The organism is Pseudomonas sp. BN606 (genome assembly GCF_029873115.1).
Taxonomy (GTDB): Bacteria; Pseudomonadota; Gammaproteobacteria; order Pseudomonadales; family Pseudomonadaceae; genus Metapseudomonas.
Genome location: NZ_SSOF01000044.1, coordinates 12,860 through 35,234 on the forward strand (window position 1 = coordinate 12,860; position 22,375 = coordinate 35,234).

19 protein-coding genes and 2 pseudogenes are annotated in these 22,375 nt (G+C 66.1%); 3 read left to right on the top strand and 18 right to left on the bottom strand.

What is annotated here, in order from left to right; translation table 11 throughout:
* Window positions 1–3 precede the first annotated feature (3 nt).
* From E8E75_RS06580 to E8E75_RS06655, 16 genes are read right to left on the bottom strand one after another with little or no spacing between them, the layout of a single operon-like run.
* On the bottom strand, window positions 4–2,349 hold the full coding sequence (locus tag E8E75_RS06580) for a phage tail protein (RefSeq protein WP_218569230.1): 2,346 nt from the start codon (window positions 2,347–2,349) through the stop codon (window positions 4–6).
* Window positions 2,346–5,000 carry a hypothetical protein gene (locus tag E8E75_RS06585; RefSeq protein ID WP_153918307.1) on the bottom strand — a complete coding sequence of 885 codons (2,655 nt, stop codon included), beginning with the start codon at window positions 4,998–5,000 and terminating at the stop codon, window positions 2,346–2,348. Before E8E75_RS06585 ends, E8E75_RS06580 begins: the two co-directional genes overlap by 4 nt.
* Window positions 5,000–7,561 carry a baseplate J/gp47 family protein gene (locus E8E75_RS06590; RefSeq protein ID WP_153918309.1) on the bottom strand — a complete coding sequence of 854 codons (2,562 nt, stop codon included), beginning with the start codon at window positions 7,559–7,561 and terminating at the stop codon, window positions 5,000–5,002. Before E8E75_RS06590 ends, E8E75_RS06585 begins: the two co-directional genes overlap by 1 nt.
* Window positions 7,562–7,573: 12 nt before the next feature.
* The gene (locus E8E75_RS06595; RefSeq protein WP_120655069.1) at window positions 7,574–7,960 is read right to left on the bottom strand and encodes a GPW/gp25 family protein; all 387 of its coding nucleotides are present in this window, start codon (window positions 7,958–7,960) and stop codon (window positions 7,574–7,576) included.
* Window positions 7,961–7,962: 2 nt separating this feature from the next.
* A complete protein-coding gene (locus tag E8E75_RS06600) occupies window positions 7,963–8,289 on the bottom strand; it encodes a hypothetical protein (protein ID WP_153918311.1) in 327 nt (108 codons plus the stop codon).
* Window positions 8,286–8,873, bottom strand: coding sequence for a phage baseplate assembly protein V (locus E8E75_RS06605; RefSeq protein ID WP_153918313.1), 588 nt, complete (start codon window positions 8,871–8,873; stop codon window positions 8,286–8,288). Before E8E75_RS06605 ends, E8E75_RS06600 begins: the two co-directional genes overlap by 4 nt.
* Window positions 8,874–10,019 (bottom strand): hypothetical protein, encoded by a 1,146-nt coding sequence (locus E8E75_RS06610; RefSeq protein ID WP_153918315.1) that lies wholly within the window; start codon window positions 10,017–10,019, stop codon window positions 8,874–8,876.
* Window positions 10,020–10,021: 2 nt separating this feature from the next.
* Window positions 10,022–10,294: a hypothetical protein gene (locus tag E8E75_RS06615; protein WP_153918316.1), complete on the bottom strand. Its 273-nt coding sequence runs from the start codon at window positions 10,292–10,294 to the stop codon at window positions 10,022–10,024.
* Window positions 10,295–10,334: 40 nt separating this feature from the next.
* Window positions 10,335–11,003, bottom strand: coding sequence for a hypothetical protein (locus E8E75_RS06620; RefSeq protein ID WP_120655074.1), 669 nt, complete (start codon window positions 11,001–11,003; stop codon window positions 10,335–10,337).
* Window positions 11,000–11,251 carry a hypothetical protein gene (locus E8E75_RS06625; RefSeq protein WP_120655075.1) on the bottom strand — a complete coding sequence of 84 codons (252 nt, stop codon included), beginning with the start codon at window positions 11,249–11,251 and terminating at the stop codon, window positions 11,000–11,002. The genes E8E75_RS06620 and E8E75_RS06625 overlap by 4 nt, the downstream gene beginning before the upstream one ends.
* 16 nt (window positions 11,252–11,267) lie before the next feature.
* Entirely contained in the window at window positions 11,268–13,379 is a 2,112-nt protein-coding gene (locus E8E75_RS06630) for an ATP-binding protein (protein ID WP_153918318.1), read from the bottom strand.
* A complete protein-coding gene (locus E8E75_RS06635; RefSeq protein ID WP_153918320.1) occupies window positions 13,376–14,545 on the bottom strand; it encodes a Pvc16 family protein in 1,170 nt (389 codons plus the stop codon). The genes E8E75_RS06630 and E8E75_RS06635 overlap by 4 nt, the downstream gene beginning before the upstream one ends.
* A gap of 2 nt (window positions 14,546–14,547) precedes the next feature.
* A complete protein-coding gene (locus E8E75_RS06640) occupies window positions 14,548–15,378 on the bottom strand; it encodes a hypothetical protein (protein ID WP_153918322.1) in 831 nt (276 codons plus the stop codon).
* Complete coding sequence (locus E8E75_RS06645; protein ID WP_153918324.1) at window positions 15,375–16,112, bottom strand: hypothetical protein; 738 nt, start codon at window positions 16,110–16,112, stop codon at window positions 15,375–15,377. The genes E8E75_RS06640 and E8E75_RS06645 overlap by 4 nt, the downstream gene beginning before the upstream one ends.
* An 8-nt stretch (window positions 16,113–16,120) precedes the next feature.
* Entirely contained in the window at window positions 16,121–16,639 is a 519-nt protein-coding gene (locus E8E75_RS06650) for a phage tail protein (RefSeq protein WP_120655080.1), read from the bottom strand.
* 13 nt (window positions 16,640–16,652) lie between these two features.
* Window positions 16,653–18,542 carry a phage tail sheath C-terminal domain-containing protein gene (locus E8E75_RS06655; protein WP_120655081.1) on the bottom strand — a complete coding sequence of 630 codons (1,890 nt, stop codon included), beginning with the start codon at window positions 18,540–18,542 and terminating at the stop codon, window positions 16,653–16,655.
* Between the two features lie 514 nt (window positions 18,543–19,056).
* Between E8E75_RS06655 and rfaH the strand changes: the two genes are divergently transcribed.
* A complete protein-coding gene (rfaH, locus tag E8E75_RS06660) occupies window positions 19,057–19,560 on the top strand; it encodes a transcription/translation regulatory transformer protein RfaH (RefSeq protein ID WP_153918326.1) in 504 nt (167 codons plus the stop codon).
* 242 nt (window positions 19,561–19,802) lie between these two features.
* Here rfaH and E8E75_RS06665 read toward each other — a convergent pair.
* Window positions 19,803–20,110 (bottom strand): annotated as a pseudogene (locus tag E8E75_RS06665) (cytochrome c); the annotation flags it as partial.
* Between the two features lie 434 nt (window positions 20,111–20,544).
* On the opposite strand from E8E75_RS06665, the gene ppk2 reads away from it, so the two are divergent.
* Together ppk2 and E8E75_RS06675 are read left to right on the top strand one after the other, a co-directional pair.
* The gene (gene ppk2 / locus E8E75_RS06670; protein ID WP_120655083.1) at window positions 20,545–21,366 is read left to right on the top strand and encodes a polyphosphate kinase 2; all 822 of its coding nucleotides are present in this window, start codon (window positions 20,545–20,547) and stop codon (window positions 21,364–21,366) included.
* 29 nt (window positions 21,367–21,395) lie between these two features.
* A pseudogene (locus E8E75_RS06675) lies at window positions 21,396–21,938 on the top strand (transglycosylase SLT domain-containing protein); the annotation flags it as partial.
* 1 nt (window position 21,939) lies between these two features.
* Here E8E75_RS06675 and E8E75_RS06680 read toward each other — a convergent pair.
* Window positions 21,940–22,257: a heavy metal-binding domain-containing protein gene (locus tag E8E75_RS06680; protein WP_120655084.1), complete on the bottom strand. Its 318-nt coding sequence runs from the start codon at window positions 22,255–22,257 to the stop codon at window positions 21,940–21,942.
* Between the last annotated feature and the right edge of the window lie 118 nt (window positions 22,258–22,375).

Genomic DNA, 22,375 nt, shown 5'->3' on the forward strand with positions numbered 1-22,375 from the left:
TCGTCAGGTGACGGGTACAACCAGCGGCCTCACGCCTACCGGCATGAATTCACGCAGCCGCACGTGCAGGTTGGTCCATTTGTGTGTCTCCAGCAGGAAGCCGAAGGCACCCATCGCATCGTCGTCCGGCCCGAGTTCGCGCACGCGCCGGTCGGTTTCCCGCTGGAGCTGCGCGTAGCCCGGGTCGTTGAAGCGTTCCGAGGTGAAGTACACCCGCGCATCCGGCGCGTGTACGCAGAAATGGTTGGCTGGCAAACGGTCGGCGGCGCTGCTGAAAGCGCTCCACTTGATGCAGCCGTGCTGGTTGTCCAGTACTTCGAAGCGCTGACTGAAGATGCCGCCCAGGCCACCCACTGCGGTGACACGCACCGGGCCGAAACAGGTCAGGCCCTGGAAGTCGAGGGCGGCGCCCCATGCATTGGTCGGGTCGGTGGCGGCCGCGATGGCAAATTGGCCTGTGGGGGCGTCGTCGAAGCCAAGTCCGGCGTCTACCACGCTGTCCTGGATATCCAGTCGGTAGCGCGAGTCGATGGCGATCGAGCCGACGATGGAGCGCTGGATCAGGATGTCCGGCGTGGGCGTGAAGGCATCCTGGTCGGCTGCATCAAAACCGTAGCCATCCTCCAGGCGCAGTGCCGGTTGCATGGGCGCGCGCTGACCGTTGCGCAGGCTATGTCCGCCAGGCGCCAGGGTGCAGCCGACCAATTCCAGGCGTGCCACCGCGGCGCGGTCGATCAGGGCCTGGCCGATGGGGAAGGGGGCCGCCGGGTCGGCGGCCAGGTAAAGCCCTTCCAGGCGAACCTGGGGGGTGAACGGCGTTGCGTTGGCGGCGTCCAGCACCCGCAGTGACAAAGGCTGCGCCAGGAGCAGGAGTGGCCGATGGCCGCCGGCCGCACGGACGGTCAACGAGTGAGCCAGGCGCAGTGAGTGGGTGCCATCGACGGCCGTGCCGGTCATGGCGGCAAGGTCGAGAGGATGCACAAGGCTGTCGTGGATCTCGACGATCACCGGTCCTGTTGCGCTCTCCAGGCCATCCAGGGCTTGCTGCAGGCTGATGCCTCCGGATACCTCGCCGACGCGGCGTACTTCCGCATCCGCCGGTATGACCGGGACCTGCCGCGACAGCGGGTGCGCGCCCACCGGACCCGCGGCGCCGTAGGTGTAGCTGGCCTGCAATTGCGAGACCAGTGCGCCGTTGTCCGTCGTCACCAGCAGGTCGGCCTGAGCGGCGGTTGCCACCCCGACCAGCACCCGGCCGATGTCCGGGTCTATGACGATCTCGCCGATGGCGGTGGGGCGTCGCAAACCCTCTTCCCAGGCGCAGAGGTTGTCGCCACGGAACCGCCAGCGCCATTCGGTCTGGGGTGGCGGCGGTACCAGTAGCGGTTCCAGGGCGCGGGGCAGGAACAGGTGCAGGCCGGCATCTCCCAGGTCGAAACCGCTCGGGGGTGTCGTTGCCGGATCGTAGTAGTCCACCCGTACGTAGGCGTCGGCATGGCTGGCCAGTCGTGCATCGAGCATCGGGCCGGGTACGGCGTCGGCTTCGGTCAGGGGTGCAACTACACCGCCTGAGGTGGCTGCCCGGAGGAAACCGGGGCGGCTGGTGTTGAACAGGTGTACCGGGATGTCCAGCGGGTGCAGGTCGAAGCGCAGGACAAAGCGTGCCACTCCGGCCGGCTGGACTCCCAGGTTGATGCGGCCCTTGGCCAGAGGGCGGACACGGGGAAGCCGGTAGGCCGACAGGCGCCAGAGGAAGATCGCCAGGTTCGGCAGGTTGATGTGGCGCTGGTCGTCCACCGCGGGCTTCAGGTCGGCGCTGTAGGCGAAGGGATCGAAGGGCGTGCCGAGCAGCGCCAGGGTAGCCGGCTCACGGATCGGTGCGGTGCCGCCGCGGGGTACCTCGAAACGGGTGAGCGTTGCGGTGCCGTAAGGGGGCTGGCCGCCGGCGTCGGGGCGCTGGTGGTTGAGGTGCTGGGTCCAGCCGAGGTTTTCGCGCAACTCGACGCCACGGCAGGCCCAGCCAGTGAGGTTGACCGCAAGACGCTCGATGGCGCCCAGGGTGCCCTTGCGCCGGCGCAGCGCGATGGTGTCGGCGACGTCGGCACGCAACGTACGTGGATCGCCCTTGAGGTGCGTGGTGCCCAGCAGGTCGGCCAGGTAGGGGATGACCCAGTCGTCGCAGGTGTCGATGAACAGGTCTTCATAAAGCTGGGCGATGTTCTGGTGCAGCGCGTCAAAGGGGCCTTCGATGGCGCGAAGGTAGGCGCGCAACTGATTGGCCGGCGTGACCTCGGCATCGCGAGTGCGATAGATATCCGGCAGGCGCTCGAACAGGGGGACTCGGTTCATGGGCATTCCCCCGCGGCGGGTTCGGCGATCGGGGTCAGGGTCAGGTGCGCCGGCGCCAGTTGCAGCAGTTCATGGGGGCTGCAAGAGAGCACCTGGGCCTGGGGCCGGGGAGCAGAGGGCAAGGCGGCGTTGCTGTCGTTGCCGGGGGCGAGCAGGCCCAGGGCGCTGACCCGGCACCAGAGCACCCCCGTTACATTCTGCGCCCGGCCTTCGATGCGGCTGGCGTATTCGGGCTCGCCCAGTTGTCGCGCCTGGAGGCCGAACAGGCCGCTGCGCTCGTCGGCGACCACCCCGGTCAGGCCCAGGGAAGCGCGCAGGGCGTTCTCCACATCCTCCTGGCGATAACGCGGATCGCGGGCGTAGCTGAGGTCGACGAATACATGGCGCAGACGGGCCTGTTGCACCACCAGCGGAAAACGATCCGGCCCCCTGCAGCGCTGCGCATGGGCCAGGGTGGCCTGTATCGCGGTGAACTCGGCCTCGCGCCCTGCGGCCAGCAGCACCCGCAGGATTACCGCCGGTACACCCTCATGCAGGTCCCAGGCTGCGGCTGCGCGGACCACGCCGGGAAGGGCCAGGGTTTCGCTCTCGTAGTCACGGATGCTGACCAGCCTTCCCAGGCTCTGCACTTTGCCAGGTGCCGCCTCGCGCGCCTTGTAGCCCGGTTCAGGGTCGGCGCCACCGGAGACGATGCCGGCCAGGGAAACCTTGTCGAATCCTGCCGGTCGCTCGCCTGCGGTCGGCGTGGCGCCCGGCTTGATCGGCCCGCGTGCGCCGACGCCGCTGCGGTAGCGCGCCACCACGTTCTTCAGACCGGAGGGCAGCCGGGCGCCGGACTCACCATCGCCGAACTGTACAAAGCTGCGGTCCTCGGCGTCTTCGCGGACGATGTAGATCGGCTCCGCCGCCGCGCGACCATGGAAGCTGTCCACCCGGTTCCACAGACGCCCTTCGACCCAGATTTCCAGCTCCGGGGTGTGGGGTGGCACCGCCCCGGCGGAAAGGAAGTAGGTGAGTGGCGCCTTGGGCAACGGGAAGGTCTGCCATGGTTGGCGATGGTCGCCGTTACCCAGCACGGCCTCGTGTTCTGCCTTGCCCTGGGAGGCATCGACAAGGTTGCCATGGACCGTTACCCGTGGTTCGGCTTCATCGAAGTCGGCGCGGGTGAAGGGCGTGGGTGGACGGTCGAAGTTCAGCAACCAGGGGCGCGCCACATCCGGTGTCGGCGTGGGGAAGCTGGCGGGGCTGCTGGTACAGGTCAGCTCGACGCTGCGTCCATCGGGATGGCTGAGGTACAGCCTGCGTCCGGCCAGCGCCCGTGCGTGGTTGGCGGTGCCGTAGAAGAACAGGGCGCCGGTGCCGTTGGCATAGCCGCTGGAGGCGGGCGTGGAAACCGGCTTGAGGGCGAGGGCCGGGCTGGTGACTTCGCGGATCAGGAAGTCGCGGACATCGCTCCAGGGCGAGCCACTCATGGCATGGCGAATCAGTGGCTGGTCCAGAGTCAGCAGGCTGCTGGGGCCGTTGAGATTGCCGAAGCCGAGGGTGGCTGAACGCACCGCCAGCACTTTGCGCACCAGCGACAGCGGTACCTGGCCGGTGACGCCGCTTTTTGCCACGCGCACCTGCACCACGAGATGCATGCCAGGGCGCAGGTCGCTGACTTCGGCATCCAGCGCAAGGAGGTCGGCCGGAAGTGCGATGGATGCACTGGTGTTGGTGCAATCGTGGGGGTAGAGGTGGCGTTGGAAGCCTGTATCGGATTCAAGGGAGCCGACGATTTCGCTGCCGCTCTTGCGGCTGGTGATGGTCTTGGCCGGCGCATTGTGGCCGAAGTGACGGAAGCTGCGGCCGATCCGGAAGGCCGCCACCGGCTGGCTCCAGCTGTGTTGCAACGGAGCGTCGATTTCCACGATCACCCGGCCGAGCAGGCGGGTGACGGTCTTGACCTTGACCTGTTGCGGCGCCTGCTGCGTGGTGAGGGTTGAGCCGCTGGAGGTCCAGCCCGGCTCCGGCGGCATCAGCAGCAATGAATCGCCGGGTTTGAGCTCGAAGGCGACGAGGCTGGCGCTATCGCTGGCATTGCCGACACTGTGCAGCTCGAAACGGGTGGCGCCGGCGGCAAGGCTGGCGGCATAGGAGCGTGGGCGGTAGAGGTTGAAACGGCCCAGGTGCGGCCAGGCGAGCAGTTCGACGTCGGTCTGGAAGTCCGCTGGCGTGGCCAGGCCCTGCAATTCGGCCTTGACCGGGAATCCCGCACGCAAGGTCAGGGGCCGTTCACCGCGTACCTCGAAAGCCAGCGTGGCGCGACCGCCGATTCCCGGTGCCAGGCGATAGCCGGTCAGGCGTACCAGTTCGGCGATGCTTTCACGCCAGGCCGCGGTACGCAGGTAGGCCTCATTGGCGTAGTGCTCCTGGTAGAAGCTGAGGATGTCACCGAGGATCGCCGCACCCTGGAGCAGGGCAATGCCGGGGTCGTCAGCTTCGCGATGAGTCCAGGCGGCCAGCTCCGGCGCGGCGTCCAGGGAGCGGGTCATGGCTTCCAGGAAGTCGGCGTAGCGTCCGATGCGGTAAGCGATACGCGGCAGGCCCGGCCGATTGTCGGCGTGTCGGGGGAACACGAAGGGATCAGTGATCAGCGGATTGCAGGGCATCAGCGTCTCCCTCCCTGGATCTCGAAGCGGATCAGCCCGCGTTCGAGGTGGTCCGGGTCATTGGCCAGCAACAGGGTCTCGTCGAAGCCGATCTCCAGTACCGGCGCTCCGGGCAGACCGGGCAGTGGTGCGGAGAAGCGCTTCATGCTCAGGCTGACCAGGTGGCGGATGCCGGCGATGCGCTGCAGGCGGCCTTCGATCATGCTGCGGTGCAGGGACTGCCCGAAGGTCCATTGGTCCGGGTGGAAGAATCCGGGACGGCCGTCGGCGGTCCAGCCGTCGGAGAACTCCTGCTCCAGCTCGTAGCGCAGGTCTTCGCGCCAGTAGGCATCGCCGGCGCAGACCACCACGCGGATATCCAGCGGCACATAGCGCGGAGGCCGCAGTTCGATGTCCTCGCCTATCAGGCGCACCGCTTCCAAGTGGTCAGCCACGCGTGAGCGCAGTTCATTCCACAGAGTCTCCGAGCGCTCGTCGCCCAGAGCGGTGAAACCGGCGGGGTCCATGGCGATGCGCACGGTACGCCAGCTCCCGGTCCAGGCGTAGCGCGCCACGGCACGAGACACACCGGAAACTTCCTCGGCGCGCCTGACGTAATCGGCAAGGGTTACTGCCCGCAACTGGCGTGCGCGGAAAGCCTCCGGGGCGTTGCGGCGGATTCGTTCGACCGGTTCCGGATCGCGTCCGTCGCCGACGTCGAAGGGATTGGTGGCCGCCACTAGCGCCCCATTCAGGGCACCGGTGAGGGGCTGCAGGTTGACCAGCTGATCGGCACCGATGTTGCCGGGGTGACCGCCGCCGACCTGGTACTCGGCATGCACCACCGCACCGGCTGGCAACAATCGGCCGTTGGCTCCATTACCGAAGCGCAGCTGGCTGCGCCGGTGCTCGTCGGTCTCGACCATGAAATGGTCGCCGTTCTCCGCCGAGTCGTCGCTGTGCACCAGGCTCTCTACCTCGTCCCAGTCTTCCCGGGCGCCGCCCGGGCTTTCCACCTGCAGCCAGAGCGTCGAGCGGGCCGGTTCCTCTCCCGTTGGAGCGCCACCCCGGGGCGGCGGCAGGTAGGCCAGCGGGCCCTCGTCCGGCAGTTCGGCCAGCACCCAGTCACGGCCGTCGCCATGGCGGTCGAGACGCTGGTAGTGGCGATGACGCAGGCCGGGGATATCGCTGGGCAACAGGCTACCGGGTTCGCGGAATTGCACCCGCAGTGGCTGCCCTTCGTATACCGGCAGCAGGTTGCCACGGAACACCGAGATGTCCTCCACTGCGACGGGCGGAGGGCCGGGGCAGAACGTGGTGAAAGCGAAGTCGTGGCGCAGGGCATCTTCCTCGCGCCAGCTCACCCTCAGCATCCAGGTGCCAGTCAGCGGATCGAAGCGGCTTTCGGCGGCGCCGCCATCGAGGTCGTTGCCCGGCAGCAGGCGCAGCAGTTGCCGTTTCGCGGGGTTGCGTCCGGGTACCTGGCCGGTCAGCGGGTTCAACCGTTCCTCGATCAGCAACTCACGCCAGCGGCCCTGGCGCACCAGATCACGCAGGGCCTCGGCCTCGGCCTGGGAAGCCAGGGGCGGCTCGGGCACCAGGTCGGCGGCGGTGCTGCCGGCGGCGAGAGCAGGTTGGGCGTTGCCCCAGGTGTAGAGGCGCAGACGGTTCAGGCGTGGGTCCAGGTACTGGCGACGCGACGGCTCCAGGCGGCGCTGGCGGCTGGCGAAGAACACCGCGTCGGCGTTGGGTGGAGTATCGCCGGTCCAGGTCACCAGCTCCTGGTCGTCCAGGCTGAAGGGGGACTGGCCGGCGACCACTTCCAGGGCCAGCCAGGTACTGGCCTGGTTACCTTCGTGGAGGTGGTAATCCATAAGGCGTGCATGGCGGGCCAGGGTCACGCGCTTGCGGCTGGTAGCCAGGTAGGCCTCGGCCATCACCCGGTCCTGGAAGTCGCTGAGTTCGTCGGCGGCGGCGGCGAACAGGCCGATCAGCACCTGATCCAGGTCGGCTTCGCTGGTGCTGGCCCAGCCCGGTACACGCTCGGCCATGGCGACCATCAGGGTATGGCGGAAGGAGTCGTAGTCCTTGGCCAGATAGTCAATCGCCGGATTGGGTGCCGGCGGCCGCCCGCCCTGTGGCGGGGCGCAGTCGTTGGTGAAGCAGCCAGGACGAAAGCGGAAGCCGATGGCACTGAAGAACGGGTCGATCAATGCGGCGTCCCAGACCAGCTCCAGTCGGTACGTGGAGTAATCGCCCACGGGCGCTATGCGCAGGGACAGGCGCGTGGCATCGAGCGGTGTTACGGCGATGACCTGCACCTGGCCGCTGGCATTGCCGGCCACCACCCGACTACCGCCGCGAACGCGGAATACCTGGCGGGCGCGTGCCGGATCGCCGCCGATGTCGGCGACGATCGCGGCCAGGTGCAGGCCGTTGAAGAAGTGCAGCTCCAGGTCCGCGTGGCCAGGGGCGGGACCTGGCTGGAGGCTCACCAGCGCCAGTTTCAGACCGTCGAGACCGTGGCTCTGCAACTGGTCGGCGCGCTCGTCGACCAGGTCGGGGAACTTGATAGCGGCCATGCTGGGCTATCCCTAGCGCGAGCTGCGCTGGAACTTGATGACGCGCGAGTCCGGGCTGCCCGCGGGTCGGTACTTGAGGGTCACTTCCAGAGTGGCGGCGGCGTCATCCCAGATCACGTCGACCATTTCCACCGTCAGCCGGTGTCCCAGCCAGCGGGTCAGGCCGTTGGTGATGCGCGCCTTGACCACCCCGCGAAGTGCCTCGGAGGAAGGTTCGAATACCAGCTTGCGCACGCCGCCGCCGAATTCCGGCAGGAACAGGCGCTCGGCCGGGCTGGTCAGCAGCAGTTGCAGCAGCTCGTCATGCACATGGGCGTCGTCGTTCGCCGGGGCGACGCTGCGGCCGTCGTCTCCGATGCGGAAGGGGAAGGCCAGGTGCCGTCCATTGGAAAGTGCCATGCTCATATCCCTTTGGCTTTCTGTTGGGTCTGCACCACCAGGGCGGTGCCCTGGGGCGCCTGCGCGGCATTGAGGCAGAGGCCGGCGCTGTTCTGCAGCAGCACCGGCACATTGCGGATCGAGGTCTGGGTCGCCGCGCTCACCCAGCGAATCGAGACACAGGGTGAGTAGGCGCCGGGCGTGAAGGGGCAGCCGATGATGGGATGGATGTCGGTCTGCAACAGCATGGGCGCGCCATCCACCAGCGCCTCGGTGTTGCTGGTGATCAACTGGGCCGTTCCACCGTGGGGGCACATTACTGTGCTGCTGGTGGTGAGGATCGGGATCATGTCGGCGGCACCCCGAAACTCATGGCGCCATTGACCAGGCTGACTCCGGCCAGGCCGACCTTGATCAGGCCGTTGTTCAGCGAAATGGTCTCGTTGCTCAGGCGGATCTCGCAGGCGCCGCAGGTGATGATGATTTCGCTGGCGGTGAGTGTGATGGTCTTGGCGATCATCTCGTCGCCATGGCTGATGCGGACCTCGTTGGCCTCGTCATCCAGTACCACCTTGTGGCCCTGCTCGGAGACGATGACGCGCACACCGGCGCCCTTGGGCTCGGGGCGTTGGCCCTGGGCCCACCAGGCGCCCGACCAGATGGGGTTGTCCAGGTTGCCTGCCTCGAACTCGATCCAGACGCCCGAGCCCACCTTTGGCAGCAGCACCATGCCGTGGCCGTCTCCGGCGAATGGCGCGGCCGGCAAGGCCCAGCCGCACGGGTGTTCGCCGAGCACGGCGGGTACCGTGGCGCGGATGCGGCACTGGTCGTTGGGGTCGTCGATGTCGGTGACCGTGCCCCGATACTTGCCGAAGTAGCGGCTGCCGGCGTGCTCGACCAGGCGCTCGACCGTGTGTTCCAGCAGTTCGTCCATTCAGAAGATCCCCACGCTTGCCGAAACTGAGAGTTGCAGGCCGCCGCCGAGGCTCTCTGCCACCGCTGCCCCCGAGACTTCGGACAGTGAGTCGGCCTTGGCTTCGATCTCCTGGGTGTAGAGCGACGGCGTGATGCGATGGACCACCTTGGTGAGCAGGTAGTCGCCGCTGTAGGGGGTGGCGCCCGCGTCCAGGCGCACCTTGCGATAAGGGCTCAGCACGGCGCCGTAGCAGCCCGGTATCACCTGGCTGACCAGGTGGAAGACGTATCCGCTGCGCCGTGCGTGCGAGGTCACGGCGGCAGTCGGGTCCTCGCCCGTGGCTTCGGCCGGAGGCAGCATGCGCCGGGGAGTGAGGTCCGCAGGCAGGGCCGGCAGGCCGCGCATCAGGCCGAGGTCGGCGGCGCTGGTCTCGAAGTGGGTCACGCCCTGGTCATCCACCCGTAACACCTGGGCAATGGTGCGCTCACCACCTTCTGGGTCCTGGGTGACGCTGGCGTTGGCCAGGTTGCGGCCGTTGCCGATCATGACCAGTGGCGGCAGGTCCGCCGCGTCGGTCGGGTCGGCGAGGAAGCAGCCGATGCTGGCACCGCGTGTGTCGCCGGGCAGGACATAGGCGTGGCGATCGTTGGCCGTCGCCAATTCGCGCAGGAACTGCAGCACGGTACCGCGTCGGGTCGTGGTTTCGGGCGTTGCCTCGGTGCTGTCAATGCGCGTATCGGCAAGCTGGGTGAAGCGGCCGAACAGCTCTTGGGCAATGTCACTGGCACTGCGATGTTCGAATGGCGGTTCGGTTTCCTCGTCGCGGTTGAGGAAGGCGCTGTCGTCCCGCACCACCAGCGTTGCGGTACTGCGGCCCGGTTGCGAATCGAGCGCGGCATCGATGCTCGTCAGTGGCCCGTCGATCAGGGGCGCGAAGCGTCCATTGCCGATGTCCAGTTCGACCCGCACGCGGGAGAAGGGCTCGCTGGTTTCTCCCGGCCAGTGCAGCCAGGCGCCGTTGGCGTCCAGGCATAGGACCATGCGCAGACGGGCTTCCCAGAACGCGTCCATCTCCTGGGTGACCTCGATCTCCTCGATCCGGCGCAATTGGTCTTCGTCGGCGGCGGTGTCGCCAAACCAGACGCGGAAGCGTTGCTCGGCCATGCTCAGCTCCTGGGCACCTGCAGGGTGTCGCCGGGGTTCTCTACCAGGCTGCGGCTGTCCAGGGCGCTGTTGGCATCGGCCACGTGCCAGAACTGCGTGGCATCGCCGCCGCCAGCGTGGGCCAGCAGGTCGAGGCGATCACCGGCCTCGACCATCCGGGGCTCACCGCCGACGGGTGTCAGTCGGCGCAGTTTGAGGGCGAGTACTTTCTCGCCGGTTGATGTGCTGGTTTCCACCGTGGCGACGCGGGCGTAGCGGGAGTTGGGCAGGAACATGACGGGCTCCTTCGATACCGCGACCAGGGGGCGGCAGGCACTAGATGGGGATCAGCTCGACGATCTGTTCAGCGGTGTTGGCCAGGTTGGCGATGGCCTGGGCTTCCTTGGCAAGGGTCGAGTACTCCAGGGCGCCCTTGGCCAGCACGTCGTCCGAGCAGTCGTCGACGGCGATGACGCTGAGGGTGATATCCACCTCGGCACGGGTCGGGTTGAGCAGCGCGTCGTACTCCAGTTCGGTGATGCCCATGGAGTCGATGGTCACCGGAAGCACGCGGGTCAGGCCCCAGATGAACAGGATGCGCGGATACTTCTCGCGCGGAATCGGCTGGGCCGGGGCGTCGTCGCCACCACCGCCGAGGGCATCGCCGATGGCGTCCAGGGCGGCGCCGATCAGGCCGGCCAGCTTGGCGCTGGGCAATACCATCTTCTCCAGTGCCGCCAGTTGTGGACCGATGCCGAACAGTTCCGCCAGTACCTTGCCTTCATCGAGCATGTTGGCGGCGCTGAAGTGCGCCTTGAAGGTGATCTTCTCGAAGGTCTTCTCCCCGGCCTGGGCGGTTTCGCGCTGGGTAGCGCCGGTGGGGCGCGGTGGAATCTCCAGGGTGCGGGTGAGGGACTCGGGATTGAACTGGAAGATCACCACATTGGGGATTGGGCCGATCAGGTCGGTGCCGTATTCGATCAGTGCGCCGCGAAGAAGGCTCATGGACGCTCTCCAGTGAGGCTCTGGGCTATCTGTCTGGCGATGCCGGTAGCCAGGTCACTCGCTTGGGCCGTGGCGCTGCTGGCGAGGTGTCCGGCATCCAGCTGCCGATGATTGCCGGTGTGCAGATGGCGCCCGGCCAGGGCTTCGGCCAGGGCCGGGCCCAGCGCGTGGGCAGCCGCTTCGGCAATCTCCGGCGGGATGCCGCGCAGGTCGAGTTCGAGGGACTCTATTCGCAGCTGTCTGCTCATGGCGCTCTCCGGAGACCTAGCGACGGGTTCGGTGGGTGGCGGCCAGGGCGGCATAAGGGCCGAACTGGTCGAGGCTGTTGGCGCGGTCCAGCTTGTCGTACTCGCGCTGCAGCGCACGTACGACGGCGGGCATGTCCAGACGCCTGGGCGCCCCCTCGGCGGCGCTTTGCAGGCAGGCGTTGAACACCACGCCGCGAATGTGGCCGCCGGCCAGGGCGAAGCGCTGGGCGAGGAAGTCGAAGTCCAGGCTGCTGGCGTCGACGCTCGCTGGAATGACGCTGCGCCAGATGCGCAAGCGTTCTTCGACGCCGGGGAGGGGGAACTCGATCACGATGCGAAGGCGGCGAAGGAAGGCTTCGTCCAGGTCCTTGCGCCGGTTGGTGGCGAGTATCGCCAGACCCTTGAAGCGTTCCATGCGCTCCAGCAGGTAGCTGATCTCCAGGTTGGCGTAGCGGTCATGGGCGTCCTTGACCTCGGTGCGCTTGCCGAACAGTGCGTCGGCCTCGTCGAAGAACAGGATCAGGTCGGCCGAGTCAGCGGCATCGAACAGCCGGCGCAGGTTTTTCTCGGTCTCGCCGATGTACTTGTTGACCACCTGGGACAGGTCGATGCGATACAGCGGCAAGCTCAGTTCGGCGGCAATGGCTTCCGCTGCCATGGTCTTGCCGGTGCCCGGTGGTCCGGCGAAAAGGGCGCTGAGGCCTCCTTCGTTCCAGGCGCGTGCGGTACCCCAGTCGAAATGCACACGGGTCAGGTTGTGCATGGCCGTGACCAGTTCATCGACCTGCGCCGCCTGGGCGGCCGGGAGCATCAGTTCGTCCCGGCTGAAGCGCGGCACGACCGGCTGGGCCAGAGCGCCGAGGTCGAGGTCGGCCCGTGCGGCGGTGAAGAGCTCGCTGGCGCTGGGGAGGCGGCCAAGGCTGGCAAGCTCGCCGGCGACCCGCTCGATGGCGGTGCGCTCGTAGCGGAAGCGCCGCGCGAGCTCGGGCAGCAACGGCGCCAACCCGGTATCCGGAAACAGTCCACGCCAGTAGTCGAGCCGCTGCCCATAGTCCGCTGGCGGCACCTCCAGCGCCGGTAGCGTTTCACCGAGGCCGTGCAGGGCACTGCGCTCATGGGCACCGATGAATACCAGCAGTGGCAGGCCGGGCAGCGGCGGCGGTTCAAGGCCACCATCGTGGGCCGTCGGGTCGACCAGCAGTTTCGCCGGCAGATACAGCGCACTTCCGCGCAGCCACGCGCAGCTCATTGCCGAGGCCAGGTGCTCGCGGGGCAGGCAGGTGCTGGGGTGAAGGGTTTCAACACCCGCCAGGGCCGTGCAGGCGGCGGCGGTTTCCGCCAGCGGTGCTCCGGCGGCGCCAAGTAGCGGCAGTAACTGCACGCCGCGGTTGGCGGTGAGCGCGGCGCGGACGCGGGCGGCAGCTGGCTCCATGGCTGCCGCCAGACGCACGGCGGCTACCGGTTGCAGTGACGCCGGTGGGGCACTGGCGGGGAACAGCAGTTCGCGGGCCACCAGCGCCGGCACGAACAGGGGACTGTTCCAGTCGTGGGGTTGTGCCGTGGCCAGCAGGCCATGGCGCAGCAACGGGTGCGATGGGTCGAAGCAGCGCAACAGCTCATCCGGCTCGTCCCACAGACGTTGAGCCAGGGCGAGATTGGGGCTGGTGCGCGAGAGGTCATTGAGGCAGCTGGCGATCACCGGGCCGGCGGCGCTATCGACGCCCGGGAGCAGGGCGAGGGCGAGCACGAAGCGCTCCACCGGGGCCAGTTCCAGTTGCTGTGCAACCCAGCCGAAGGAGCCGCGCGGCGGGGCGGTTTCATCCGCTGGGGCCAGCGTGGCGATGCGCTCGTCGAGGTACCGAGCGGTGACGTCCTCGGCGAAGAACCTGCGCTTGTCGTGCTCGTAGCGCAACAGGTCGAGGGCTGCCAGCGCGGCGTCCACCGGGGCTGGCAGAACACCTTCGGCAGCACCCTGCTGGGCGCGCTCGCGCCACAGCCAGCAGACTTCCCGGCGCAGGCGCAGAGTGACCTGGGACAGCCAGTGGCGGGCCTGGATGTCCGTGCCATGGACGCCAGGAAGGAAGGCCACCGGCTCGGCCAGTGTCCGGGCGGTGAAAGGATTGTTCATGGCACCACCACCCTGGGGCTGGCCTTGGCCTGCTGGTTGTTCACCCGCAGGATCACCCGGTAGCTGCCGGTCGGGACAGCGGCAGCGGCGCCGGCAATCACCAGGCTTTGCTGGTCGACGGCGGTGGTGACCTCGTCGAACAGGTGCACGGTCACGCCGTCGCTCTCGCGGTAGAAGAGGACCATCAGGTCATCACTGTCGGTACCCAGCAGGGTGCCTTGCAGGTGCAGGTCGCCGGCCACCAGCGCGGCGCTGTCCAGTGTTGGCAACAGGCGTGCCGCGAGCAGGTTGCTGGAACGGGCGCGGGTAGGTGACAGGCGCCGGCGTACGATCAGCGGCATTTCCCCAGCCGACAGGGTGGTACCCGAGGCGATGGGCGTGCCCGGGCTGCCTTCGGCGCTCACCAGCAGCCGCTGCGGTTCGCGTTCAAGCACGTTGAGCTGGACGTCGCCCAGCAGCACTTCGAGATTGCTCGGGTTGAGGTCTTCACCGTACAGGGTGAGGGTGGCGCCGGCTTCGAAGCGCGCGGGTTCGACCCGGTCCAGGCGTGCGCCCAGGGATGGCATCACGGCCACTTGTACGCCTTCGAGTCCGATCAGCGTCTCGGGCGTGGTGCTGTAGTCCACGCCCACCAGGAGGGCCGCGCGCGGCAGACTGGCGGGCACGATCATCACCGGCCGCACCTGGAACGCGACGGAAAGGCGGTAGCGCTCTTCGGCACCTTGCATGGTCTTGGCCAGCAGGTCGGCACCGGATTCGTCGAAGCTCAACTTGAGTGGTTCCGGGTTATGTTCCAGTGCCTGGCGAACGTCCAGCGCTACAAGCGAATCAAGGGGCAGGAACGCGAGTTCGTGCAGGGCCGCCATACCGCGTCCGAGCAGGTCATGGGCAGCGGCGGTATCGCTGCTTTCACCAATGTCGAACGCAGTGAGCAGGAACTTCAGCACCAACCACAGCGGCGGTGGTTCGCCATCGCGCAGGGACAGGTTGCGCAGCTGTGGGTCGAAGGCGGTTTCGTAGAGGAAGAGATTGAGCTTCTCGTTGGAATCGTTTTTCGCCGCGTCTTCGGGCTTGCCGATGGACACGTCGAATCCGCGCCGGATCAGGTGATCCTGCAGCAGGCGCGTGACGGCGCCGATGGCTTTGCCGGAGTCCGCGAGGGCCATGGTCAGAGTCTCCGCAGGGCGCGGCGCGACAGGCCACTTCGGCCGGGGGCCGCGGGTGTGACCGATGGCTGGTTACGCACAGGCTGCGTGGCAGGGCGCGCCACGGTCTGCGGGGCTGGTGCCTCGACTCGCAAGTGAATCGCGCCGATAGAAATTTCCACGGACTCTTCCATGGAGCGTCCGGGCGCCTCGGGCTGGATTTCTGGTATCGCCGGTTCGGCTGCGGAGATGGGGGCGCCAAAGGCGCTGGACGAGGGGACTATCGTGGCGGCATTGGCCACCGGCGCGGGCATGGAGCCCGGCTGGGCCCGTGTGGTGGCGTGTTCCGGATGCGGGGGCGAAGGTTGGCCCTCCGATTTCTGCGGCGGCCGGGCACCGTGTCGGGAAGGCTGCTCCAGGGGCGCGGCCAATTGCGGATCGGCCGCTATCCAGCGCAGGGCGGCCTGCACCGGGTCATTGACAGAAGACGGGCGCCCCTGATGTTCGTGCTCTTCGATGTTCTGTGGCAGGGGCGATTCGGGCGTGTGCTGGCGCAGTGCAAGGTCGTGAAGCTGCGCCGTGTTGCCCGGCCGGGGTGTTTCATCCGGTCGACCAGGCTCACGGGCAAGGTCTACCCGCATGGGCTGTGACGCCGGGGCCTCGGGGGTGGGTACCCGTGTGTCCGGGATCGCTGTGCGCAAAGCCTGCGAGGTGAAGGGCCGGGAGACCGGTGTGCTCGGCGCAGCCGGCACCGTCGCGTCTGCACCCAGCTCCAGAGGTGCTTCGAAAGTGGGTGTGCCCGCCGGGGAGAACAGGCCGCTGGCGCGCATCAGGGCGGCGAAGTAATCGCTCATCTCGAAGCCTCGATCAGGGCCAGGTACTGGGCACGGCGCGCCGGGGTCAGCGCCAGGACCTGGGCTTCGCTCCAGCCGTAACGGGAAGCGAGGTCATGCACGTCGCGCAGCAGGGCCCGTTGGCGTGCGTTGAGACGGGCCAGGGCGGCGTCATCGAGGTCGATGGGCACTTCGCTGTCCGCACCGCATGCCGGGCAGTTGCAACCCACGGCCAGGGCCACCAGCGGGTCTGCCTCGGCAATGGCCGCGGATAGTTGCGCTTCGTCCTCAGGGCGCACCTGTCCTGCCAGCAACAGGCTGTCGAGCATCAGCCGTCGCGCCACGTCCGGCGTGCCGGGTCGCGCTTGCCGCCAGTTGCGCAGGTCTTCGCCTGTGGGACGACGCAAGGTGACCTGGCTGTTCGGGCCCAGGCTCACCTGGATCGGCCCTTCGGCCTCGGCAGTGCCCAGCAATGGCGCCAGCTGGAGTTCGAACTCGAACACCTCGTTGCAGGCCGGGCACCGGGCGCTGAAGGGCAGGCTATGCACGCCGTCGGTGGCGGCCACCAGGCGCAGCAGCGCGGCGCTGCGCCGGCTTACCGGCTGCGCCCACCAGAACCCGATGTCGGTTCCACTGGCGCACTGGGTCAGCAGCGCTGTGACCAGACCTGGACGGTCGCGGTCGGCGAAATCGAGGTCCAGGTCCGCGAGTTCGCCGAAGGGCCGCATCGAGATGCGCGAGGGGAGTTGATGCATGGCTCAGGTCACCCCGCCAGGACAGGTTCCGTAGGTTCGGAGACCTCAGGGTCACGCTCCCAACCTTCGTTCTCCAGCTTCAGGGTCTGGATCGCGATGGCGTTGGCGTTGGCGTCGAGGTCAGGCAGCGCCTGGAACTCCGAAACCCAGCAGCGATAGATCTTGTAGGCCAGCACTACCTGCCCGGCTTCGTTGTAGACCTCCAGGATCAGGTCCTTGCGAAAGTCTTTCAGGCTGACCTCTGCGCCGAGCCCGGTGCCGACGTGCCAGACCTTGTTGGCCCATGCCTCGAACTCCAGGTCATGGGTGACGCCGCGCTCCAGGGTGATGGCTTCGTACTTGGTTCGCCCCGGGGATTTGCGCGAGGTGGACGGGTCACCGCCTTCACGGTGCTCGACCACTTCGGTGGTGCGCTTGAGCGCACCGACCTTGCTGACGCCCGCGACGTATCGGCCATCCCATTTGATGCGGAATTTGAAGTTCTTGTAGGGATCGAAACGATGGGTGTTGACGGCGAACTGGGCCATGATCCGACTCCCTTTATTGCAGATCGCCGGCGATCTGCTGGATGGTGAGGACGACGAACTCCGCCGGTTTCAGAGGGGCGAAGCCGACCTGGATGTTGACGATGCCGAGGTTGCGGTCGGCCTGGGTGGTGGTTTCCTTGTCGCATTTGACGAAGAAGGCTTCCTGGGGCGTCTTGCCCTGGAAGGCGCCCTGGCGGAACAGACCGTTCATGAAGGCGCCCAGGTTCAGGCGGATCTGCGCCCACAGCGGTTCGTCGTTCGGTTCGAAGACTACCCACTGGGTACCGCGATAAAGGCTTTCTTCGAGGAACAGGGCGAGGCGGCGAATGGGGATGTACTTGTATTCGTCCGCCTGGGCGTCGGCGCCCTTCATGGTGCGTGCTCCCCAGGAAACCCGTCCGTAGGCGGGGAAGCTGCGCAGCACATTGACCCCGAGCGGGTTGATCTGGCCGTTCTCCAGGTCGTTGACCGGCAGGGCCAGGTCGAGCACGCCATTGAGTACGGCATCGGTGCCGGCGGGAGCTTTCCAGACGCCACGGGTGGCATCGGTACGCGCATAGACTCCGGCCAGGGTGCCGGAGGGGGCCATCGCTCGTGGCCGCAGGCCGTCCAGTGGGTCGACAAGGCGCACGGCGGGGAAGTAGGTGGCGGCGTTGCGCGACTGCGAAGCGGCGTTGGTCCAGGTGCCGATGTTGGCCAGCGTGCGATTGGACGGTGCGTCGACGATGTAGAAGGCGCGCCGCGCTTCGCACAGGGCGGTGGCCGCAGGTATTACCCCGGCCTCCTGGCCAGCTGTCATGTCGAAGGTTTCCGGGATGGCCAGGATGTTGAAGAGGTCCACGTCCAACAGGGCATAGATCCCGGTCTTGGCCGACTCGTTGCCCACAAGCTCGAGTGCTCCGCCGCGAGCGCCATCGGTCCCGGTTGCGGCGGGCGCGAGGTTGCTGACCACGGCCGGACGATGCTCGGCGGCGCCGGTGAACTCACGGCCGAGGTTGGCGAGCCCCAGGTGGAGGGTCGCGGTAAGGCCTCCGAAGGCACCTCCCGCAATGGTCACACTGGAGGATTCGCCGGCGGTCAGGGACTCCAGGCTCAGGTGGTCGTTGCCGGTTTCGCCGTCTGCGCCGGTCTCGGACGCCTGGAGCTCGGCGGCCAGGCCAGCGGCAACGATGGCGTCATTGGTGGAAGTCACCAGGTCGCCGATGTTGGCCCAGGGTGCATCTTGCAGGGTCAGCAGGAAGGGAGTGGTGCCATTGAGCGTTCCGCCGATGGTGGAATTCGCCGGATCGAGAGGGAAGGTGGTGAGTTCGGCGCTGACCGCGCGACCGGCTTCGGCGAAGGTCAGGCCGCCCGTACGGGCGACGCGGATCAGTGCGGACGCGTTGTTGATTACCGAAATGGCGTATTGCGCGGAGTTGGAGTCGAGACTGAGGTTGCGATGGGTCTCTACCGGCACCAGGGTGGCGCCGTCCGCCTGCAACTGCGAGACCACCAGATTGAAGTCGCTGTCCGGGTTGCGCACGCCGGTGTGCACCACGCTGAGCCGCAGGCCGTTGCCCCAGGCACCGGGGCTGGCGGCGCTGACTTCCAGAACAGGGTCGCCGGCGCTGTTCTCCAGTACCCAGGAACTGGTGGCGTGACCGACCGCCACACGCACGATCAAGGCCTGGGTGCCTCCGTTGAGGAAGAATTGGCGGACGCCGTAGGACAGTGGGCTATCGCGGTCGAGGCCGCCATAGCCGCGCTCGAAATCGGCGAAGCTGGTGATAGCCACGGCCTTGTCGGGCACGCCCTTGCGCGTATAGCCGACGAAGGCGGCGATGGAGGTCGCAACACCCGTGATGGTGCGTACCCCGCTGGCCTTTTCGACGATGTAGACACCGGGATAGCTGACTTGGACCATGACGCCGACTCCTTTTGCGCTGTGCAGGGGACCCAGCCAGGGAGGCGCCTGGCGGCGTCCCTGGTGGACTCTTGGGTGACTCGGTTCGACTGCGCGGGGCAGGGGGTGATGCTGCCGTTGGCAGGGCTGCTGGGCAGCGAAGCACGGAAGGGCAAAGGGAGGGGGCCGCTACCTGTTCGAGCGTGCTCGATAATCCAGGCACAAGGCTACCGCCACTCGCCTTCAACAAGTTGGGCGAAAGTTTGTGTGTTGGAACTTGTGTACTAACTTGGGATCACAATTCCATGTGCATTAATTGATGGCAGAGTGCCTTCAATGAGTGCTGTCCAATGACAGGAAGTCAGGATAGTTCGCCGTCTAACGCGCACAATCTCTGCGCGCGTCCAGCTAATACTTTCCGACAAGCGGAGAGGGCGGCGGCATGACCATTAGTCGGCCGGCGGTTTTGTCTTGCGGCAGGAATTTGCGCGTGGAACTAGCGTCATGGTGAGGTTCATTCACGCCAGGGACAGCCATGAGCAAGGACGCACTTCTCCCCGAAATTGCCTGGTATCTCCTGCAGTGCAAATCGCGTCAGGATGAGCGTGCGCGGGAGCATCTGTTACGTCAGGGATTCGACTGCTTCTGCCCGGTCCTCGAGGTGGAAAGTCTCAAGGGTGGCAGGCTGCGGCGGCTCACCCAACCGATGTTTCCCGGTTATCTGTTCGTCCATCTCCGTGCCCAGGACAATTGGGTCGCACTGCGCTGTACGCGAGGAGTGGCACGGGTCGTGAGCTTTTCAAGCAGCCCTGCGCGGGTGCCTGACAGCATCATCGAACACCTCCGGCAACGCTGCGCCAACGCGGGAGGAATTACGGCCCTGCATGCTGGCGACAGCGTCCAGGTTCGGGTCGGGCCCTACGCGGAGATGGATGCGATATTCCTGGCCATGGATGGGGATAAACGCGTGAGGCTCTTGTTGAACATCCTGAATCGCAAGCAACAAGTCAGTATTCCGATATCCCATCTCGTGGCTTGATAAATACATTTGTATTCATGTTTTTTAATGTTGTTGGTCTGGTTCTTTGAAGGTTCTTTAAATGTTTATGAATTTTTAAAGTTTCGATTTACAAGTTTTTCCGAATGCTGGTGATGTTCGTAACATGTTGTGGGTTCTGGCGGAATTCTCAATTCTTCACAGAACTTGATGGGGTGTTGAGGTTCTGCTTCGGAATCGGTGTGTGAAAGTCCAGCCGAACAAGTCCATTTGGTTCGCTAGCGTTATTCCTGCCGTTGTTCTTCGTCACCGATGTATTGAAACAGAGCCTGGATATCCTGTTCGCCCAATTGCAGGTTGGGCATGGCGACCTGGTTGTATTGGCGGAAGAGTTCGACCGCCAGCGGGTCCTTTTCGGCGAGCATGCGGTCTGGCTCCTTGAGCCAGCGGGCCAGCCATTGAGCGTCGCGCTGGTGAGTCACGCCGAGCAGGTCCGGGCCGACGCTGCGCAAGGCACCCAGTTCGCCGTCCTGCGGGCCGAGGTGTGACAGGCGCTGCATCGGGTGCGGAACAGTTGCTCGCCGTTGGAGGGTCAAGGAGTTGGATGAGGCCGACAGGAAGGCCGACCAGGGATAGGGCCCGTGCAGGAGTGAATTGATTCGCGAAGTCGTTTGTAGCGGCACTCGACCTGGTCCGAAAGCCGGTGCGCGTGGCGTACCCCAGGGTTAGAAGGCCTTTGGGCTGCTTCGCGAGTGAATTCGCTTACAGGCTTCGCAGCTCCATGCGCTTCAGTGCGCCCCGTCACCTTTGAGCAGGTCGCTTTCGTTCCACTCGGTGTAGACGCAAGCATTCGCCGCGGCCCAGCGCAGCAGCACCGGCGCGCCGGGTTGCAGCGCAGCGGTGGCGCCGGAAAGCTCACAACGCCCCGTTCTGCCTCGCAGGATGGGGCGTTTCGCTTGTGGACCAGCAAGATGCCAGAGCTCAGCTAGCTTTTACTGATCGGGTCCCACAACAGCGGAGCAGGTCATGGCGAAGGGCAAGAAAAAGGCGGCCGCCAACGCGGCGGAGCAGGACAGTCTGGGGCGCAAGGAGTACGACAAGGAGCTCAAGCGCCTGCACGTGGAACTGGTGAAACTCCAGCAATGGGTGGTGGACCAGGGGTTGAAGGTCTGCATCGTCTTCGAAGGGCGCGACGGCGCAGGCAAGGGCGGGACCATCAAGGCCATTACCGAGCGGGTCAGCCCTCGAGTGTTCCGTGTAGTAGCGCTACCGGCACCCACCGAGCGGGAAAAGTCCCAGATGTACATACAGCGCTATCTGGCGCATATGCCGGCGGCCGGTGAAATCGTGATATTCGACCGCAGCTGGTACAACCGCGCCGGTGTCGAGCGAGTCATGGGCTTCTGTTCCGAGGAGCAATCTCACAAGTTCCTCACGGTCACGCCACTGTTCGAGAAGATGATGGTCGAGTCCGGGATCGTCCTGGTCAAATACTGGCTCGAGGTAAGTGCCGAGGAGCAGACCCGCCGGCTCAAGGACCGTATCGACGACGGGCGCAAGATCTGGAAGCTGTCGCCCATGGACCTCAAGTCATACGCTCGCTGGGATGACTACACCCGCGCCCGCGACGAAATGTTCGCTGCCACCGACTCTTCCTGGGCGCCTTGGTACATGGCCAATTCGGAAGACAAGCGTCGCGTGCGACTGAACATCATCAGCCACCTGCTCAAGCAGATTCCCTACAAGGACCTGACCCGCGATCAGAAGGTCGAGCTGCCCAAGCGCGGCAAGCTGGGCAAGTACAAGGCGGCGCCTTATCCATTCCGGTTGGTCGACGAGGTGTTCTGATTCCGTCGCCTTGGGCGGCGAAGGCGGTGTCTCATGAGGAGGAGTTGAAGCGCTTCGCCGCGCTGGTCGGCATTTTCGAGAAGCACGCCGGGACCTACGACTTCGACTACCTGATGCTGATGGCCTAGGGGTACCAGGAGTCCCAGCTCAACCAGAGTGCTCGCAGCCATCGCGGTGCGGTTGGTGTGATGCAGTTGCTGCCCAGCACCGCAGCCGACCCCAGCGTGGGCATCGCTGATATCGACAAGGACGTTGACCGCAATATCGAGGCGGGCAGCAAGTACATGCGGCTGCTGGCCGACAAGTACCTGAACGACCCCGAACTGACGCCGGTGAACCGCACCCTGATGGCCTTCGCCGCCGACAACGCCGGGCCGGGAAACCTGCGCAAGTTCCGCCGGCTGGCAGAGAAGTCGGGGTTGGACAAGAACGTCTGGTTCGGCAACGTCGAGCACGCCGCCGCGCGCCTGGTGGGGCGCGAGACGGTGGATTACGTCGGCAATATCTACAAGTACTACGTGGCCTACAAGCTCGCCCGAGACAAGCAGATGGCGAAGGCCCGGAAGTCCTGACTCAGATGGTCACGGCAGTGCCGCTGATGCTCACCATCAGCATGCTGCCGTTCTGTCCGACTACCTCGTAGTCGATATCGATGCCGACCACCGCGTTGGCTCCGAGCTTTTCGGCGCGCTCGGACAATTCCTCGAAGGCGATTTCACGGGCCTTGGCCAGTTCCTTTTCATAGGCGCCGGAGCGGCCGCCGATGATGTCGCGGATGCCGGCGAACAGGTCGCGGAACACGTTGGCGCCGAGAATGGCTTCACCGACCACGATGCCCTTGTATTCGCGGATGGTTCGGCCTTCGAGGGTGGGGGTGGTGGAGAGGATCATGTTGCACTCCTTGGCGGTGGGGATAGAGGGCAATTGTAGGGGCGATTTCGATCGTCAAGGGCTGCGTAGCAGACCTCTGGGCATTGAACGGCAGACCTTCGACCTGCTTGGCGAATGA

Excerpts from the sequence above, each read along its gene's own strand:
- E8E75_RS06580 (WP_218569230.1), bottom strand. The coding sequence starts at position 2,349 with ATGAACCGAGTCCCCCTGTTCGAGCGCCTGCCGGATATCTATCGCACT.
- E8E75_RS06585 (WP_153918307.1), bottom strand. The coding sequence starts at position 5,000 with ATGCCCTGCAATCCGCTGATCACTGATCCCTTCGTGTTCCCCCGACAC.
- E8E75_RS06590 (WP_153918309.1), bottom strand. The coding sequence starts at position 7,561 with ATGGCCGCTATCAAGTTCCCCGACCTGGTCGACGAGCGCGCCGACCAG.
- E8E75_RS06595 (WP_120655069.1), bottom strand. The coding sequence starts at position 7,960 with ATGGCACTTTCCAATGGACGGCACCTGGCCTTCCCCTTCCGCATCGGA.
- E8E75_RS06600 (WP_153918311.1), bottom strand. The coding sequence starts at position 8,289 with ATGATCCCGATCCTCACCACCAGCAGCACAGTAATGTGCCCCCACGGT.
- E8E75_RS06605 (WP_153918313.1), bottom strand. The coding sequence starts at position 8,873 with ATGGACGAACTGCTGGAACACACGGTCGAGCGCCTGGTCGAGCACGCC.
- E8E75_RS06610 (WP_153918315.1), bottom strand. The coding sequence starts at position 10,019 with ATGGCCGAGCAACGCTTCCGCGTCTGGTTTGGCGACACCGCCGCCGAC.
- E8E75_RS06615 (WP_153918316.1), bottom strand. The coding sequence starts at position 10,294 with ATGTTCCTGCCCAACTCCCGCTACGCCCGCGTCGCCACGGTGGAAACC.
- E8E75_RS06620 (WP_120655074.1), bottom strand. The coding sequence starts at position 11,003 with ATGAGCCTTCTTCGCGGCGCACTGATCGAATACGGCACCGACCTGATC.
- E8E75_RS06625 (WP_120655075.1), bottom strand. The coding sequence starts at position 11,251 with ATGAGCAGACAGCTGCGAATAGAGTCCCTCGAACTCGACCTGCGCGGC.
- E8E75_RS06630 (WP_153918318.1), bottom strand. The coding sequence starts at position 13,379 with ATGAACAATCCTTTCACCGCCCGGACACTGGCCGAGCCGGTGGCCTTC.
- E8E75_RS06635 (WP_153918320.1), bottom strand. The coding sequence starts at position 14,545 with ATGGCCCTCGCGGACTCCGGCAAAGCCATCGGCGCCGTCACGCGCCTG.
- E8E75_RS06640 (WP_153918322.1), bottom strand. The coding sequence starts at position 15,378 with ATGAGCGATTACTTCGCCGCCCTGATGCGCGCCAGCGGCCTGTTCTCC.
- E8E75_RS06645 (WP_153918324.1), bottom strand. The coding sequence starts at position 16,112 with ATGCATCAACTCCCCTCGCGCATCTCGATGCGGCCCTTCGGCGAACTC.
- E8E75_RS06650 (WP_120655080.1), bottom strand. The coding sequence starts at position 16,639 with ATGGCCCAGTTCGCCGTCAACACCCATCGTTTCGATCCCTACAAGAAC.
- E8E75_RS06655 (WP_120655081.1), bottom strand. The coding sequence starts at position 18,542 with ATGGTCCAAGTCAGCTATCCCGGTGTCTACATCGTCGAAAAGGCCAGC.
- rfaH (WP_153918326.1), top strand. The coding sequence starts at position 19,057 with ATGAGCAAGGACGCACTTCTCCCCGAAATTGCCTGGTATCTCCTGCAG.
- ppk2 (WP_120655083.1), top strand. The coding sequence starts at position 20,545 with ATGGCGAAGGGCAAGAAAAAGGCGGCCGCCAACGCGGCGGAGCAGGAC.
- E8E75_RS06680 (WP_120655084.1), bottom strand. The coding sequence starts at position 22,257 with ATGATCCTCTCCACCACCCCCACCCTCGAAGGCCGAACCATCCGCGAA.